At 66.9% G+C, this 15,822-nt stretch carries 18 protein-coding genes; 10 read left to right on the top strand and 8 right to left on the bottom strand.

Going from position 1 to position 15,822, the window contains the following annotated elements:
* Positions 1 to 51: 51 nt before the first annotated feature.
* Genes HB677_RS03330 through HB677_RS03320 form a run of 3 tightly spaced genes read left to right on the top strand, consistent with a single transcriptional unit; the run spans position 52 to position 2,193 of the window.
* Positions 52 to 579: a hypothetical protein gene (locus HB677_RS03330; RefSeq protein ID WP_213814255.1), complete on the top strand. Its 528-nt coding sequence runs from the start codon at positions 52 to 54 to the stop codon at positions 577 to 579.
* 7 nt (positions 580 to 586) lie between these two features.
* The gene (locus HB677_RS03325) at positions 587 to 1,252 is read left to right on the top strand and encodes an ATP-binding cassette domain-containing protein (RefSeq protein WP_213814254.1); all 666 of its coding nucleotides are present in this window, start codon (positions 587 to 589) and stop codon (positions 1,250 to 1,252) included.
* Positions 1,249 to 2,193 (top strand): hypothetical protein, encoded by a 945-nt coding sequence (locus tag HB677_RS03320; RefSeq protein WP_213814253.1) that lies wholly within the window; start codon positions 1,249 to 1,251, stop codon positions 2,191 to 2,193. Before HB677_RS03325 ends, HB677_RS03320 begins: the two co-directional genes overlap by 4 nt.
* 109 nt (positions 2,194 to 2,302) lie before the next feature.
* Here the strand turns inward: HB677_RS03320 and HB677_RS03315 are convergent, their stop codons facing one another.
* Positions 2,303 to 2,536: a hypothetical protein gene (locus HB677_RS03315; protein WP_213814252.1), complete on the bottom strand. Its 234-nt coding sequence runs from the start codon at positions 2,534 to 2,536 to the stop codon at positions 2,303 to 2,305.
* A 185-nt stretch (positions 2,537 to 2,721) separates the two neighbouring features.
* Complete coding sequence (locus HB677_RS03310) at positions 2,722 to 4,245, bottom strand: MFS transporter (RefSeq protein WP_213814251.1); 1,524 nt, start codon at positions 4,243 to 4,245, stop codon at positions 2,722 to 2,724.
* Between the two features lie 114 nt (positions 4,246 to 4,359).
* Between HB677_RS03310 and HB677_RS03305 the strand changes: the two genes are divergently transcribed.
* Complete coding sequence (locus HB677_RS03305; protein WP_213814250.1) at positions 4,360 to 5,010, top strand: TetR/AcrR family transcriptional regulator; 651 nt, start codon at positions 4,360 to 4,362, stop codon at positions 5,008 to 5,010.
* Positions 5,011 to 5,030: 20 nt separating this feature from the next.
* Here the strand turns inward: HB677_RS03305 and HB677_RS03300 are convergent, their stop codons facing one another.
* The 3 genes from HB677_RS03300 to HB677_RS03290 form a co-directional block, all read right to left on the bottom strand.
* On the bottom strand, positions 5,031 to 5,792 hold the full coding sequence (locus HB677_RS03300; RefSeq protein ID WP_213814249.1) for an alpha/beta hydrolase: 762 nt from the start codon (positions 5,790 to 5,792) through the stop codon (positions 5,031 to 5,033).
* Positions 5,793 to 5,836: 44 nt separating this feature from the next.
* Positions 5,837 to 6,136 (bottom strand): hypothetical protein, encoded by a 300-nt coding sequence (locus HB677_RS03295; RefSeq protein WP_213814248.1) that lies wholly within the window; start codon positions 6,134 to 6,136, stop codon positions 5,837 to 5,839.
* Positions 6,137 to 6,245: 109 nt separating this feature from the next.
* Positions 6,246 to 7,811 carry an amino acid permease gene (locus HB677_RS03290; protein ID WP_213814247.1) on the bottom strand — a complete coding sequence of 522 codons (1,566 nt, stop codon included), beginning with the start codon at positions 7,809 to 7,811 and terminating at the stop codon, positions 6,246 to 6,248.
* A 164-nt stretch (positions 7,812 to 7,975) separates the two neighbouring features.
* On the opposite strand from HB677_RS03290, the gene HB677_RS18265 reads away from it, so the two are divergent.
* The 5 genes from HB677_RS18265 to HB677_RS03270 are packed head-to-tail and all read left to right on the top strand — an operon-like array spanning position 7,976 to position 13,025.
* On the top strand, positions 7,976 to 9,355 hold the full coding sequence (locus HB677_RS18265) for a glutamine synthetase family protein (protein WP_255546149.1): 1,380 nt from the start codon (positions 7,976 to 7,978) through the stop codon (positions 9,353 to 9,355).
* Positions 9,336 to 10,097 (top strand): gamma-glutamyl-gamma-aminobutyrate hydrolase family protein, encoded by a 762-nt coding sequence (locus HB677_RS03285; RefSeq protein ID WP_307852464.1) that lies wholly within the window; start codon positions 9,336 to 9,338, stop codon positions 10,095 to 10,097. The genes HB677_RS18265 and HB677_RS03285 overlap by 20 nt, the downstream gene beginning before the upstream one ends.
* Positions 10,090 to 11,451 carry an aldehyde dehydrogenase family protein gene (locus HB677_RS03280; RefSeq protein WP_213814245.1) on the top strand — a complete coding sequence of 454 codons (1,362 nt, stop codon included), beginning with the start codon at positions 10,090 to 10,092 and terminating at the stop codon, positions 11,449 to 11,451. The genes HB677_RS03285 and HB677_RS03280 overlap by 8 nt, the downstream gene beginning before the upstream one ends.
* Positions 11,452 to 11,478: 27 nt before the next feature.
* Positions 11,479 to 12,267 carry a 3-oxoacyl-ACP reductase gene (locus tag HB677_RS03275; protein ID WP_213814244.1) on the top strand — a complete coding sequence of 263 codons (789 nt, stop codon included), beginning with the start codon at positions 11,479 to 11,481 and terminating at the stop codon, positions 12,265 to 12,267.
* A gap of 8 nt (positions 12,268 to 12,275) precedes the next feature.
* A complete protein-coding gene (locus HB677_RS03270; protein ID WP_213814243.1) occupies positions 12,276 to 13,025 on the top strand; it encodes a FadR/GntR family transcriptional regulator in 750 nt (249 codons plus the stop codon).
* 58 nt (positions 13,026 to 13,083) lie between these two features.
* On the opposite strand, the gene HB677_RS03265 is transcribed toward HB677_RS03270, so the two are convergent.
* The 3 genes from HB677_RS03265 to HB677_RS03255 all read right to left on the bottom strand — a co-directional run bounded on the left by HB677_RS03265 (position 13,084) and on the right by HB677_RS03255 (position 14,462).
* On the bottom strand, positions 13,084 to 13,689 hold the full coding sequence (locus HB677_RS03265; protein WP_213814242.1) for a hypothetical protein: 606 nt from the start codon (positions 13,687 to 13,689) through the stop codon (positions 13,084 to 13,086).
* Between the two features lie 2 nt (positions 13,690 to 13,691).
* Complete coding sequence (locus tag HB677_RS03260) at positions 13,692 to 13,883, bottom strand: hypothetical protein (RefSeq protein WP_213814241.1); 192 nt, start codon at positions 13,881 to 13,883, stop codon at positions 13,692 to 13,694.
* A 114-nt stretch (positions 13,884 to 13,997) separates the two neighbouring features.
* Positions 13,998 to 14,462, bottom strand: coding sequence for a YdeI/OmpD-associated family protein (locus tag HB677_RS03255; RefSeq protein WP_213814240.1), 465 nt, complete (start codon positions 14,460 to 14,462; stop codon positions 13,998 to 14,000).
* Positions 14,463 to 14,609: 147 nt separating this feature from the next.
* On the opposite strand from HB677_RS03255, the gene HB677_RS03250 reads away from it, so the two are divergent.
* Positions 14,610 to 15,764 (top strand): SLC13 family permease, encoded by a 1,155-nt coding sequence (locus HB677_RS03250; RefSeq protein WP_213814239.1) that lies wholly within the window; start codon positions 14,610 to 14,612, stop codon positions 15,762 to 15,764.
* The last annotated feature ends 58 nt before the right edge of the window (positions 15,765 to 15,822 follow it).

Raw genomic sequence — 15,822 nt, 5'->3', positions numbered from 1 at the left:
ATAGTCTCTTTTCTCGTACGGCGCACAGGGCGCCGGCCGAGAAAAGGAGACATGGTGAAACTTCCGATTCGAACAGTCGTGGGCGCGGCCGCGGGCCTCGCGCTCGCGCTGGGTGCGCTCCAGCCGGCAACAGCGGCGGAGCCAGACCCCGGTGGTGTGCCGCCCGCGGCGCAGGCCTGGCTTCAGCAGGAGACATCGCTGACGGTTCCGCTGGTCGACAAGACGCAACCGCTGTCGCCCGATGCCACGATCCGAAAGGTACCCCGGCCCGGGGGAGCGCGGCTGACCCATTACCGCGGCTCGTTTCTGATGTGGACCGAGAACGACCTCGAGTGGTACTGGAGCGCCACGAAGATCACGTCGAGCACGGGGTGGCAGCAGGTCGGCTACATCTTCCCGAACACGGCACGCAAGGGCGGCATCCAGCGCACCTACAAGGGGGTGACCCAGCACAACTGGCGTGGAACCAACTACGCCGGTGCGGGCATCGTGACTCCCTGGGGCGACGTCAACGTCTATCAGGCCGCGAAGACCGACTACTACGCCCTAAAGCGTGGTGGCGGCGCGACCGTCAACTGAGGCGGCCGTGATTCGCCTTGATGGGGTGTCGGTCACCCTGCACGGAACAACCATTTGCGACCGGGTGAGCGCGACGATTCCCTCGAACGCGATCACCTACCTGGCGGGAGCTAACGGTTCGGGCAAGACCACCCTCATCAGGGCGATCGCGGGCCTCCAGCGCTTCAGCGGGTCGATTCGCCTCGATGCCGCGTCAGCGTCACGCGCCCGGGCACCGCGGCGGGTGCGGCACACCGGCCGCACCCCCGGACCTGCCCTGTACGTCTGCTTCGACGACGCGCCCCTGTTTCCCTCGCTGTCCGGTTACGCCAACATCGAGATGCTGCTGGGCCGCCGACTCCCGCGCGACGAGGTCGCCGCAATCGCTCCCGAAATCGCGCCACACGCCCTGCTCGCCGCGCGAGCCCGGGCGCTCAGTCATGGTGAACGCAAGCGCGTCCACGTGCTCGCGGCGCTGCTGTCGGGAGCACAGCACCTGATCTTCGACGAGGCGTTCAATGGGGTGGATGCCCCGGGGCTGGTGCGCATCGCCGCCCTCCTCGATCGCCTCACCGACACGACAATCCTGCTCACCGGGCACCACGGAGACCCGGCGACGGCGCTGGCCACCCACCGCCTCCTTCTGCGGAATGGAACCGTCGTGCCGGGCAGGGCACATGGGGTACCCGCATGATCCGGCAGACGCGTCTCGAGATGTGGCTGCTCTGGCGCTCCTGGGTGCTGCCCGTCGCGCTTCTGCTCACGGCGATCGTCGCCACCGCAACCGTGGTCAACGGCGCGCACGCCGTCCGGGCGAACCACGCGATGCTCGAACACACCAAGCGTGAGTACGCGGCCAACGGGCTGGACTTCGCGGCCGATCTGCGCCGCCCCGTCACCGTCGAAACCGATGGCCTCGCGCCGGGGGAGGCGAGCGTGGGCAACCTTGCCCGCTACGACTACGACCGGCTCGCGGCATCCGTCTCCGCCATGTCGCCCACCAGCGCGCTTTCGGAGACGCTCAAGGGGTTCGGCTTGCTGGTGCTCCCGCTCGTTGCGTTCATGCTGGGGCTCTGGTCGGCCACGGTCTGGCGCCGGCACGGTCTCGAGAAGGTGACGCTCGTGCGCGCCGGTCCCGTCGCCACGGTGGCGGGACGCCAGGTGGCCGTGGTGGTAGCGTCGGCGCTCGTGGTCGCGACGGCCGTGATGGTGGATGCCACGGGCAGGGCAATAGCGCGCGCCACCCTGTCCCGGGACCTGCCGTTGGGTGACTTTGCGCCGCTCACTGCCGCGCCACCAGCTCACCCGTTAGCGCAGGTCGGTGCGATCGTGCTGGTCATTCTGTTCTTCGGCGGAGCCGGAGTGGCGACCGGTGCGGTGGTGGGGAGTTTCGCCCTCCCCGCCCTCCTCTTCCTGGCCTGGGACTACGTGCTGCCGATTCTCGTCGTGCACGATCCGCGCAATTGGTTCGCGGCGCTCGGGCACGAGGTCTTCACCTACTCGTCCGCGTTCGAGCTGGCGCAACCGCTGCCCATCGAACCCGTGCTTGCCGGGGCGTGCGCGCTGGCATCGACGATCCTTCTCGGAGGGGTGGCGCAGTTTGCCAGTTCGCGGCGAAATCCAAGGGCAACGTGATCGGATGGAGTATTACGCGTCCACGAGTCCGGCCGTCGGCCGGGGCGACTTCGGGTGTCGCCTCGGCCGTCGGTCGGACTCGTGGAATTCGCCCGTCGTGGCCCGGCAGTTACTGGTCGCGGCCGTCCGAGACATCCGCTTCCGTCGTCCCGTACTCCGCGGGGTCGACGTCCGGCCTGGCGTCATCCATGTTGCCGCCGCCGAGGGATGTTCCGGACCCGCTCGCGGTCGAGCCGAGGCCGACCATGCCGTCGTCGGACTGCTCGGGGGATTCGGCCTCGCTGTCGGAGTCGCCGGTGACCGCGTCGTCCGGATCGCTCGGGGTGGTGGTGCTGTCAGTCATGGTGATCCTCTCCGTCGTGAGGGCATCCACGCTACGGCGCGCCCGCCGCCCGTGCCGAGGCTTGCGTCGTTCGCGATGCCTTCGTACTATCCCGGTCGCGTACTTGCCCGGTTCGTCAACGACGAACAGCGCGGACCGGATGACCCGGGCCGCGCTGTTCGCGTGAGTGCTGGTGATGCTCGGTGTTAGTGCGCCATCACCGGGGCGAGGTCGTCCTCGTCCGAGGACGCGGCCGGCGCGTGGGAGAGCGAGAGGCCCTGTCCACGACGACGGAACAGTAGGGCCGCGAGCACCGCGCCGAAGGCGAAGAACGCGGCTCCCCAGCCGTAGGCGACGGCGTAGCTGTGCACCGCTGCCTCGGCCGCGACGGCGGTCGTCGTCGGGAGGTGATCGGCGATGTAGCCGGTCGCTGCGGTGGCAGCGAACGTGTTGAGCAGAGCCGTTCCGATGGAGCCACCGACCTGCTGGCTGGTGTTGACCATCGCGGAGGCGACGCCGGCGAACTGGCGATCGATTCCGAGAGTTGCGGTCTGCATCGAGGCGGGCATGATCGAGCCCATGGCGAAGCCCATGATCATCAGCGCCGGCAGGACGTTCGCGGCGTAGGTGCTTCCGAGGTCGAGGCGGGTGAGCATCAACATGGCGACCACACCAAGAGCCATTCCGAACGGAACCATGATCTTCGGTCCGAAACGCGGCACGAAGATGTTGGTCGACAGCTGCGCGGCGAGCACCAGCATTCCGATCATCGGCAGGAATGACAGTCCGGTCTGAATCGGAGTGAATCCGAGCGATTCCTGCAGGTAGTAGGTCACGAACAGGAAGATCCCGAACATTCCGGCGCCCGCGATGAGCACCGACGCGTAGGCCGCGCCACGGTTGCGGTCGAGGATGACCGACAGGGGGAGGAGCGGATGCGTCGCCTTGCGCTGCCACAGCACGAATGCAACGAGCAGCACGACAGCGGCGGCAAGGAAGCCCCACGTCAGGGGCGAGTCCCAGCCATCGGTCTCGGCGTTGGAGAAGCCGTAGACCAGGCCGAAGAGCGCGCCGGAGACGAGGATCGTGCCGGGAACGTCGAGCTTCGGACGGGGACCCGTGCGGTCAACCGAGGAGACGAAGATGACGGCGCCAATGACGGCGATGATGGCGATGAAGACGTTGATGTAGAGGTTCCAGCGCCAGTCGAACTTCTCGGTGAGGAATCCGCCGAGGAGGAGGCCGATGGCGCCACCGGCGCCGGCGATCGCACCGAAGACACCGAACGCGCGGGCGCGTTCCTTCGGGATGGTGAACGTCGTGGTCAGCACGGCAAGGGCGGTCGGCGCGAGCATCGCGGCGAATGCACCCTGCAGGGCGCGGGCCGCGACCAGCAGGCCGAAGTCACCCGCCGCTCCACCGAGTGCGGAGGCGATGGCGAAACCGATGAGGCCGATGATGAAGGTGCGCTTGCGACCGATCAAGTCGGAGAGGCGGCCACCCAGCAGCAGAAGGCTGCCGAAGGCGAGGGAGTACGCGGTGACAACCCACTGGCGGTCACCGTTCGAGAATCCAAGGTCAGCCTGCGCGGCGGGGAGGGCGATGTTAACGACGGTGGAGTCAAGAACCACCATGAGTTGGGCGAGCGCCACGACGGTGAGGGTCCACCAGCGTCGTGAGTCCGCGGGAGCGTCGAGGGCGCCCGGCGAAACGGAAGAAGTCTGTGTCATGCAGATCACTATATACGGAACTACACAGTTTCGGATATAGAAAGTTTCGGATCTGACGGGTTCCTTAATTATGGCGTATTATGCAAGGACATGGAAGAGATGGAGTTAGTTGCAATGACGCAGCTCGACGTGACCCCGGTAACGGACGCTCCTGTGAAACTCGGACGCAAGCGCGATCATTCCCGCGATCCCGAGATCATGGACGCCGCGCTCGACGTTCTGGCCGAAACCGGCTACGACGGCATGACCATCGACATGGTCGCAGCCCGCGCGAAGGCCGGCAAGGCAACGGTATATCGTCGCTGGTCATCGAAGGCCGACCTCGTCATTGATGCGGTTGCCTGCATGAAAAAGGGCGCGAACGACCTCGACAACCTTCCCGACACCGGCACCCTGCGCGGAGACCTGATCGGCATGATCAAGCCCCACGCCATTCACGACAACGGCCGCAAACTACAGATCATGGCGGGTGTGGCCGCGATGGTTGCCCGCTCTCCGGAGCTTGCAGATGCCGTCAACGACGCCATCGTCGAACCGCGGGCAGCGGTCAATCGTGTGCTCATGCGCCGGGCCATCGATCGCGGCGAGATTCCGGCCGATGCCGACATCGAGACGCTGTCGCTCATCGGCCCCTCGATGACCGCGTACCGCACTCTGGTGCAGCGCAAGCCGGTCGACCGCGAGTTTCTCATCTCGATGATCGACACCATCCTGTTGCCGGCACTCGGACTTCGTCCTCCTGCCGACGCCGCAGCCGACGCCTAGCGTCCGACCTACGCGGCCGGCTACTCCGCGAGGAACGCGTCGACGGTCGTGGTGATCTGCCGGCGCACGTCCGCATCGCCCGCGGTGGCCGTCCCGTCACCGGGTTGGCGTCCGTAGTCACCGAAGCTCGCGTGGTTGGCACCGGCGATTTCGACGAAGGTGGCGTCCGCCGGCAGAAGGTGGGCGGCGTCCCGGATCTTCGCGGGCGTGCTGAGTCCGTCCCGCGAGCCGCCGATGCTCAGCACGCGGGTGTCACCGGCGGAGATATCGGCGGCACAGTACGACCCGAAGAAGACGAGGCCGACCACCTCCGGGTCATCCGCCGCATATTGGCATGCCCGCACGCCGCCGAGCGAGTGTCCGCCCACGAACCACCGGGATACGCCGGGAGCCATTCGGGTGAAAGTCGACAGGGGGCGCCAGTCGAGGATGGCAAAGTTCAGAATGGGCTGCACGATGACGACCGTGGTGCCGTTCGCGGCGATGCCGGACAGCGTGGAGACGTAGGCGGCCGGGTCCACGCGCGCGCCGGCGATGAACACGAGTCCCGTGGACGGGGTCGACGCCGTTCCCGTCGTCGTCGGTGTGAGCACGATACCGTCGGAGACCTCGGTGACGGTGATGGCCGGGTCGCGTTCGGCCGCGGCCAGCGGCGCGGCCTCGGCGGGAAACGGAAAACTCGCGTACGTGACGAACCCGAGAACAACGAGAAGGAGTACCGCGGCCACCGCGAGCAGGATGCGGCGGCGCACCCGGGACGAACGGGTCGGAGTTCTGGGCACGCGGAAGACTTACCTGGCTGTGGCTGTGGCGGTTGCGCGGGGTGTCAGGCGGAGAGGCGGGTGGGGACGGTGATCGGCGCCGTGGTCGGCAGGATTATGTGCGTTGGCGTCGCTGCCGTGTGCAGGGTGAGATTGGATGCCACGGCCCACGCGATCGTTTCGGCCAGGGTCTCGCTGAAGAACGCGTCGTCGTCGTCCTTCTTGCGCATGGTGATGGTGAACGACCCGTCGGGACCGAGGTTGTGCAGGAATTTCTCGCGCACCAGGTCGTAGACCATTGCCTGTACTGCTTCGTCGGTGGGCCGGGTGACGGCGGGACGGAGGAACCGGGGAAGTTTAACCACTGAATTGGCCTTTCGTGGCGAGTTGCGCTAATTCTCTGCCCGCTCCGGCACAACAGAAGGGCGACACGCCGGACAACGGTCCGGGCGTGTCGCCCTTCTGGGGGTCGCGTTACTTGGTCTCGAAGACCTCGGATTCCATGGCGTCGTATCCCTCCGTCTGTGGGTCACCGTGGAGGCCGCCGCTGAGCGCATATTCCTCCTCCGGCGAGAGGATGAGACGGTGCCGGCCCACCAGCGCGAAGATCACGATGCCCACGACGAAGATGACAACGAAGGTGACCACCGCGAGCGTGAAGGTGGGAGCGAGCAGGATTCCCAGGAATGACGCAAACGCGATGATTCCGGCGACGACGGCCCCGGTGATTCCGGTGGGGCTCGTGTAGGGACGCTTGGCGTTGGGGAACTTCTTGCGCAGCACAATGTACGAGACCATCTGCATCATGTACGAGATGACGGCCCCGAACACGGCGATGAACAGGATGATCCCGGTCGCGGCCGCTCCGATGTCTTCGTTCGCCGACCCGATGGCGGTGACGGCGATGAGAATGACAAAACCGATCGCGCCGCCGACCACGAGGGCGACCCACGGGGTCTGGTGCTTGCGGCCGGTGAGCGAGAGGAACTTCGGGTAATACCCGGCGCGGGACAGCGAGTACATGTTGCGTCCGTAGGCGTACATGATTCCCTGCAGGGACGCGAGCAGGCCGATGAGTGCGAACAGCGCCAGCACCGCCGCGACGCTGTCGGGAAGGAAGGCGCGGAACCCAGCGAGAAGGGGCTCGTCGCCGTCGCCCGGCGAGACCGTCAGCGCCTTGGATCCGGTCACTGCCGGGTTGAGGAAGAGCACGAGCAGGCCGAAGAACGCCAGGGTGATGATTCCCCAGACGCCGGCCTTGGGGATGTCCTTTGTCGGGTTCGTGGCTTCCTCGGCCGCGAGCGGCAGCTCCTCGATTCCGAGGAAGAACCAGATGGCAAACGGCAGGGCGAAGAAGATGCCCATCACGCCGAACGGAAGAAAGTCGGTGTTGCCCTCGGTGGGGGCGATGTCGAACACGCGCGAGAAGTCGAGCGCGCCGTTGACGACGGCCAGCACCGCAAAGAGCAGCAGAACTGCCATGGAGATGATGGCCACGACGAGGGCGAACTTGAAGCCGACCGAGGCGCCGAGCGAGTTGAGGCCGATGAAGATGGCGTACAGCACGAGCCACCAGATCCACATGAGGTTCGGGCCCGCGAGGTCGAAGTTGAAGAGGATGGTCGTGATGCTGTTGAGGTAGGAGGCCGAGAACAGCACGACGACCGCGGTCGTCACGACATACTCGATGGTCTCCGCGAGTCCCGTGATGAATCCACCCCATGGGCCCATGGCAGCACGGGAGAACGAGTAGGCGCCGCCGGTATGGGGCATGGCCGCCGACATCTCACCGATCGAGAAGATCATGGTGAAGAACATGACGATGATGACGAGGGTGGCGATGAGAAGGCCGCCCCACCCCGCCTGGCCGAGACCCGGGTTCCATCCGGAGAAGTCTCCGGAGATGACCGCGGCGATGCCGATGCCCCACAGGCCCCACACTCCCGCGGTGCGTTTCAGGCTGCGCTTGTCGAAGTAGCCGGCCTCGGCCTTCGTGTACGTAACCCCGGATGACGCCCTTGTGTCCTGTGTCGCAGCCATTCATTCCTCCAGCGGAACATAGTTGTGAATTATCCGAGAGCTTGGCGTCTATTGGTACGGGTGTCTACCTTTGGATGTAAACAGCTCGTTACAAACCAAGGATTTGCCGGTCGACGGCTGTGGTGTAATGGTCGGACAAACGGCTCGATGAGGAGAAATGCGCCATGACTAGCCTTGCTGCAACATCCCGATCCGGAAACCTCACCATCGATGAGCTCGGCGCGCTGGTGAGCGCCAAGGAGATCGACACCGTCATCATCGCCTTCACCGACATGCAGGGACGGCTGGTCGGTAAGCGTGCCTCGGCCCGCCTGTTCATGGAGGAGTTGGCGGAGCACGGCGCCGAATGCTGCAACTACCTTCTGGCTGTCGACGTGGAGATGAACACCGTCGACGGCTACAAGATCTCCTCGTGGGAAAAGGGCTACGGCGACATGGCGATGATGCCGGATCTCGACACGCTCCGGGTCATCCCCTGGCTGCCGGGCACGGCCCTCGTGATGGCCGACCTCACCTGGCTGGACGAGAAGCCCGTCGACCCGAGCCCCCGCGAGATCCTCAAGAAGCAGATCGCCCGCCTGGCGGAACGCGGCCTCGTGCCGTTCGTCGGCACCGAGCTCGAGTTCATTGTGTTCGATGACACCTATCGCTCGGCGTGGGCGAAGAACTACACCGGGCTCACCCCCGCCACGGACTACAACATCGACTACGCACTGCTGGCCTCGACCCGCATGGAGCCCCTGCTCCGGGACATCCGCAATGGAATGGATGGCGCGGGGATGTATTGCGAGGGAGTGAAGGGCGAGTGCAACCTCGGTCAGCAGGAGATCGCCTTCCGCTACGCGCCGGCGCTGGCGACCTGCGACAACCACTCGATCTACAAGAACGGGGCGAAGGAAATCGCCGACCAGCACGGAAAGTCGCTGACGTTCATGGCCAAGTTCAACGAGCGCGAGGGCAACAGCTGCCACATCCACCTCAGCGTGCGCGGCGTCGACGGGTCCCCGGTGATGGCGGGCGACGGCCCCTACGGGTTCTCCAAGCTCATGGAGCACTGGCTTGCCGGACTCATCAAGACGACGCGTGAACTCAGCCTGTTTTTCGCCCCCAATATCAACTCCTACAAGCGCTACGTCGAGGGCAGCTTCGCCCCGACCGCGATCGCCTGGGGCCTGGACAACCGCACCTGCGCGTTGCGGGTCGTCGGCCACGGGCAGAGCCTGCGGGTCGAAAACCGGGTGCCCGGAGGAGACGTGAACCAGTACCTCGCCGTCGCGGCACTCATCGCCGGTGGTCTCTACGGCATCGAGAACGAGCTGGAACTGGAGCCGCTCTTCGAGGGAAACGCCTACGGATCGGATGCCCCGCGGGTGCCGACCTCGCTGCGGGATGCCGCCGCGCTCTTCGCCACCTCCGAGGTCGCGCTCGAGGCCTTCGGCGCCGACGTGGTGGAGCACTACCTCAACAACGCGCGGATCGAACAGCAGGCGTACGACGCCGCGATTACCGACTGGGAGAGGGTCCGTGGGTTCGAGCGTTTCTGACACCCGGCCCCGGGCGGACGCCCGTGCCCGGCGTCCAATCATCGGCCTCACCACCTACCTCGAGCAGGCGTCAACGGGCGTGTGGAACGTGCCTGCATCGTTCCTGCCCGCGGTGTACCTGGACGCGGTGACGCGCGCGGGCGGCATCGCCGTACTGCTGCCACCGCAGCCGGTCTCCGACGAGATAGCCAGCGCGGTGCTCGACGGACTGGACGGGCTCATCATCACGGGAGGCAAGGACGTCGACCCGGCCCGGTACGGCCAGGAGCCGCACCCCACCACCGACACGCCCCGGCTCGACCGGGACGCGTGGGAGGACACGCTGCTGCGGGCTGCGATCGACCGCGAACTTCCCTTCCTCGGTATCTGCCGGGGCGCCCAGGTGCTCAACGTCTCGCTGGGCGGCACGCTCACGCAGCACCTTCCCGACGTGGTCGGCAGCACCAAGTACAACCTTGGTGGTGGCCAGTTCAACTCGATCACCGTCGCGGTGGAGGAGGACACCCAGCTGGGTGAACTCGTCGGCGCCAGCGTCGAGGCGAAGGTCTACCACCACCAGGCGGTCGATCGTTTGGCGGACGGGCTGCGGGTCACCGCGCACTCCGACGACGGCATCATCCAGGCCGTCGAACTACCGTCCGTGCCCTTCGGCGTCGCCGTGCAATGGCACCCCGAGGAGACCGGGGACGACCTGCGTCTGTTCGCCGGTCTCGTCGCAGCAGCAAAGGAATACCGTGCCTGACATCACCCTCATCAACCCCGCCGACGAAACCACGTTGCGCACGATCACGCACACCACCGTGGAGGAGGTGGATGACGCGGTCCGCCACGCGATGTCCGCCCAGCGCGCGTGGGCCGCGCTCGCCCCGGCAGACCGTGCCGCTGCGCTGCGCCAGTTCGCGCTGACCGTCGGCGACGCGATCGAGGAACTCGCCTGGCTGGAAGTGCGCAATTCGGGTCATCCCATCTCCCAGGCGCGGTGGGAAGCCGGACACGTTCGCGACGTGCTCAACTACTACTCGGCGGCCCCGGAACGGATGATCGGCAAGACCATCCCCGTGGCAGGCGGAATCGACGTCACCTTCCTCGAGCCGCTCGGGGTCGTCGGGGTGATCGTGCCGTGGAACTTCCCGATGACGATCGCCGCGTGGGGATTCGCCCCCGCGCTTGCCGCTGGCAACGCCGTGCTGCTGAAGCCCGCCGAATGGACGCCGCTCACCGCACTACGCCTCGGCCAGCTCGCGCTCGATGCCGGGCTGCCGGAGGGGCTATTCCAGGTACTGCCGGGCCGCGGCGATGTGGTGGGGGAACGCTTTGTCGCCCATCCCGGCGTGCGCAAGGTCGTCTTCACCGGATCGACCGCGGTCGGCAAGCGCGTGATGGCCGGCTGCGCCGAGCAGGTGAAGGCCGTCACGCTCGAGCTCGGCGGCAAGAGTGCCAACGTGATCTTCGCCGACTCCGATCTTGAGAAGGCCGCGGCCACGGCGCCCTACGCCGTGTTCGAGAACGCGGGCCAGGACTGCTGCGCCCGCAGCCGCATCCTCGTCGAGCGCAGTGTGTACGACCGGTTCCTCGAGCTCCTCGAACCCGCGGTGCAGGGGGTGCGCGTCGGCTCGCCCGGCGACGACGGTACCGAGATGGGTCCCCTGGTCTCGAAGACCCATATCGACCGGGTGTCATCTTTTGTGACGGATGACTCGCGCGTGGCATTCCGCGGCAGCGCGCCATCCGGACCGGGCTTCTGGTTTCCTCCCACCGTGCTCCTGCCCGAATCGCGCACCGACCGGGCCGTGACCGATGAGATCTTCGGCCCCGTCGTGACGGTGCAGCCCTTCGACGACGAGGCCGACGCCATCGCGCAGGCCAATGACAGCGTTTACGGGCTGTCGGGATCGATCTGGACGCGCGATATCGGACGCGCGCTGCGGGTATCCCGGGGTGTCGAGAGCGGCAACCTGTCGGTCAACTCGCACTCGTCCGTGCGGTACTCCACCCCGTTTGGTGGGTTCAAGCAGAGCGGCCTGGGGCGCGAGCTCGGGCCCGACGCGGCATCCGCTTTCACCGAAACCAAAAATGTTTTCATCAGCACCGACTAGCGCACCCCACAGCAAGGAGCACCACGAATGAGCATCGCGAGAATTGACCTTACCCAGCGACTGGCGGGCAAGGTCGCCGTCATCACGGGAGGCGCGAGCGGCATTGGGCTTGCGACGGCCAAGCGGTTCGCGGCGGAGGGAGCGACGGTCGTCATCGGCGACTTCAACCCCGAGACCGGGCAGGCCGCTGGCGACCTGGTGGAGGGCATGTTCATTCAGGTCGACGTCACCGACGAGGCCCAGGTGAATAACCTGTTCGACCTCACGAAGTCGACCTATGGTTCCGTCGACATCGCGTTCAACAACGCCGGCATCTCCCCGCCCGACGACGACTCGATCGAGACGACCGAGCTGCCGGCCTGGGAGCGCGTGCAGGACGTCAACCTGAAGTCGGTCTACCTGTGCTCGCGGGCAGCCCTGCGTCACATGGTGGAGCAGCAGTCTGGCTCCATCATCAACACCGCGTCGTTCGTCGCCGTCATGGGGTCGGCGACGAGCCAGATCTCCTACACGGCGTCCAAGGGCGGTGTACTGGCGATGACCAAGGAGCTCGGTGTGCAGTTCGCACGTCAGGGCATCCGGGTCAACGCGCTGTGCCCCGGGCCGGTGAACACGCCCCTGTTGCAGGAGCTGTTCGCCGCCGACCAGGAGCGCGCCCAGCGCCGGCTCGTGCACATCCCCGTCGGTCGTTTCGCCGAGCCCGAGGAGCTGGCGGCCGCCGTCGCGTTCCTCGCCAGCGATGATGCAAGCTTCATCACGGCGTCCACGTTCCTGGTCGATGGAGGCATCAGCTCGGCCTACGTCACCCCGCTGTAAGCGTTCCCATGACACCCACCACAGACCCGTTCCCGGTCGAGGAGACCACGGCGAGCGACCATGTCGCGGACGCGCTCTTCCGGCCCGTGCGCAGCGGAAACGCGTTCGAAGATACAGTGGCGCGCCTGCTGCAAACCATCCGGCTCGGCATCGTGGCACCGGGGGAGGCACTCCCGCCCGAGCGTGATCTTGCCGCGAAGTTCTCGGTGAGCCGCGACACCGTACGGGAGGCCATCGCCGAGCTCGCCAAGGCCGGCTACCTGGTGAGCAAGCGCGGTCGCTATGGCGGCACCTTCGTCACCGACGTGCTTCCCGAGGTGGCCGCGACTGACGAACCCCTTGACGCGGACGAGATCGAGGACGTGCTTGGCCTGCGCGAGATCCTCGAGATCGGCGCGGTGCGCGCTGTCGCGGGCAAGAGCCTGTCGGCCGCCGACAGGGATCTACTGTGGCGCCGCCTGGGGGAGACCGCCGCCGCGTCCGCCGCCGACTACCGCCGTCTCGACTCCCGCCTGCACCTGACGATTGGCGAGCTGGCCGGAACGCCATCGCTTGTGCCGCTGCTGGCGGACAACCGCACGCGCGTCAACGAACTGCTCGGCAGCATCCCGTTGCTCGGGCCGAACATCGACCACTCCAACGAGCAGCACGAGGCCATCGTCGTCGCGATCCTCACGGGGGATTCCGCCCGGGCGATCGAGGCAATGCGCGAGCACCTCGAGGGATCGGCGGCGTTGCTCCGCGGCTTCCTGTCGTAGCGGGAGTCGGGTCCCCACCCTGCCGCCGCATGCGGAGAGCGGATGACCCGTGCCGGCGTTACTCGACGGGTGACGCCGGCGGTGCGGGGGGAGTGCGCGGCGTCCGCGGCTTCGTGGCCGGCTTGGTCGTGGCGGGCTTTGCGGCGGGGGACCGGGTGGCCCGGGGTGCGGGCGTGCTGGGTGCCGCAGGTGCTTCGGGGTCCGGAATCGCGGGCATCGTCGCGGGTCCGCCGGCGTCGGGGAACACCGCGCCCCACGCCGGGGCGTCATCGCCAGCACCGGGAGTCGCTGCGTCGGACGGGCCATCCGCCGCCGGTGTCGTGGCAGGGGTCGCCGCGGGAGGGGTGGACGCGGGAGTAGCCGACGAGGTGGCTGCGCCCGGGCTCGCCGGGGAGACCGTCGCTGTCGGAGCCGCAGCGGTCGGTGCGGACGGCGCGTGCGGGGTCGGCGCGGGATGCGTCGCCGAGCCTCCGGGCGGGGTCGGCGTCGCGGCAGGCCGATTCTTGGCCACGTAGATCTGCGCCGCGGTCGTCGCTACCAGGAGGAAACGAACGAGAAGGATCACCAGCCCGATGAGGACCGCGAGGACGAACAGGGCGAATGCCCCGTACAGCACCGTCGCAATGACGTGCCCGAACCCAAACCCCATCGAGTGGCTGAACATGGTTAGTCGTCCAGCTCGTTCTGGTCGTTGGCCTCGATGATGACGGAGCCGATGGCGATCGCCAGCGTGGAGATCCAGCTGACCCACATGAGGATGGTGCGCCAGTCGCGCGGACCCTTGCGGGTGGCTTGAATCGTGCTGAAGCCTCCGAAGATTGCACTGATGATGCTGCCGCTAAAGATGAATTTGCGCACGAAGTCTCCTCGGGATTGTCGTATTAACGCTACCCCCGCGGCGCTGGTGCGCGCGACTCGGCCGCCGGGCCTGTACCGCGTCGCGGCCGGGTGGTAGTGATCGGGTGGCGGGTGTCAGGAGCCGGAGAGGTCGGTGACGACCTTCTCCACGCGACGCTGCCGGGTCTCCACCGTCTTCGCCGCCTCGATCGGCTCCACGTATCCACGCTGCTTCGAGTAGGACAGCCCGAGAAAGGTATCCAGCAACCCGGCCTCGGTGAGGGAGCTCATCAGGTCGTGTGGGGTCTCGATGGTGCGGGGCTGATCATCGAGCTCGAGGGTGACGTCGATCTCGTCGCCGGCCTTCAACCCCGTGGCATCCCGCGACGCAGAACTGAACGAGATGAGGAACTGCCCGCCCATCGATGCGACGGTGCTGCGGTAGACGAAGGACTCGGCCATGGACGCTCCGCGCACGGTGATGGTCACCGCGGGCTTCTTACCGGCGCCGAGCTCGTCGATCGCCGACTCGGGAACGGGTACGCCGGTGACGGAGCGGCCCTCTGGCTGGTACAGGGAGGTCACGAAACTCGTTTTCATGCGCCGATTCTAGGGTGCGGGTGACCTAACTTGACCCGGATCGGCCGGGGGCACACAATTCGAGGGAGCAATTACGCTCGCACGCCATCGATGCCACCGTGTCGACTCGCGATGACACCCGGAACGACGTCCGGCGAAGGGATGGCCGTGCGCTCTGCACTCCTCGGTGTTGCCCTCTTGGTGCTCGGATTCGTCGCCATCGCCGTGCGGATTTTGCCGGTGGATGACGCGCTGGCAGTGGCGGACCGCGTCTGGCCAATCCTGCTGTTTGTTGTCGCCATCACCGTGGTGACCGAGCTGGCGGCCGAGGCCGGGCTGTTCACGGTGATCGCCGAGCGCCTCGCCGTGTGGGGTCTGGATCGCGCGTGGCTGCTGTGGATTCTCGTGGTGCTGCTCGCGTCCGCCAGCACCATCTTCCTGTCGCTGGATACCACCGCCGTGCTCCTCACTCCCGTTGTGGTGTTGCTGGCGCGACACGTCGGTCTTCCGCCCATCCCGTTCGCCCTGACGACGGTGTGGCTTGCCAACAGCGCGTCGCTGCTGCTGCCCGTCTCGAACCTCACCAACCTGCTGGCCGAACGCGAGCTCGACCTCGGCGGCCCCGCGCAGTTCGCCGCCCTGATGGCGGTTCCGGCGATCGTGGCGATCGTCATTCCCTCTGTCGTCCTCTTCCTCGTGTACCGCAAAGACCTGCTGCGCAGGTACGAACCCGGCGATGGCGACCGTCCCGACGACCGTGTGCTGCTCATCGTGAGCGGCATCGTCGTCGCCCTGCTGGTGCCCGCGCTCGTATCCGGAGTTGAGGTGTGGATCCCCGCGGTCATCGCGGCGGTGGTCCTCGGGGGATTCTTTCTGGCACGCCGGCCGGCTGTGCTGAAGTTTGGCCTGCTTCCGTGGCAACTCGTGCTCCTGGCATCCGGTCTCTTCCTCGTCATCGAGGCCGCCCACTCGCTGGGCCTCACCGACTTCCTGCTGTCGATCGCGGGGCAGGGCACGGGCGTGGCCGATCTGCTGCGGCTGACGGGGCTGGGTGTCGCCGGGGCCAACGTCGTCAACAACCTGCCGGCCTATCTCGCCCTCGAGCCGGTGGCGGGCGATCCGCTCCGGCTGGCGGCGCTGCTGATCGGCGTCAACGCCGGACCGCTCATCACCCCCTGGGCATCGCTGGCGACGCTGCTGTGGCACGACCGGCTGAAGTCGCTGGACGTCACGATCTCGTGGTGGCGGTACGCGGCGCTCGGCCTGCTGGTGGTGCCGCTGACGGTGATCCCGGCGACGCTGCTGCTCGCGCTGGTGCACTGACCCCCGCCTGGGTAGCGCACGACCCGGGCCGGAGCGCCGGACGGGGCTGGCAATCCGC

Origin of the sequence: Glaciihabitans sp. dw_435 (assembly GCF_018449675.1) — a bacterium.
In the GTDB taxonomy this organism is placed as follows: Bacteria; Actinomycetota; Actinomycetes; order Actinomycetales; family Microbacteriaceae; genus Glaciihabitans.
This window is presented reverse-complemented; position numbering and strand designations above follow the sequence as displayed.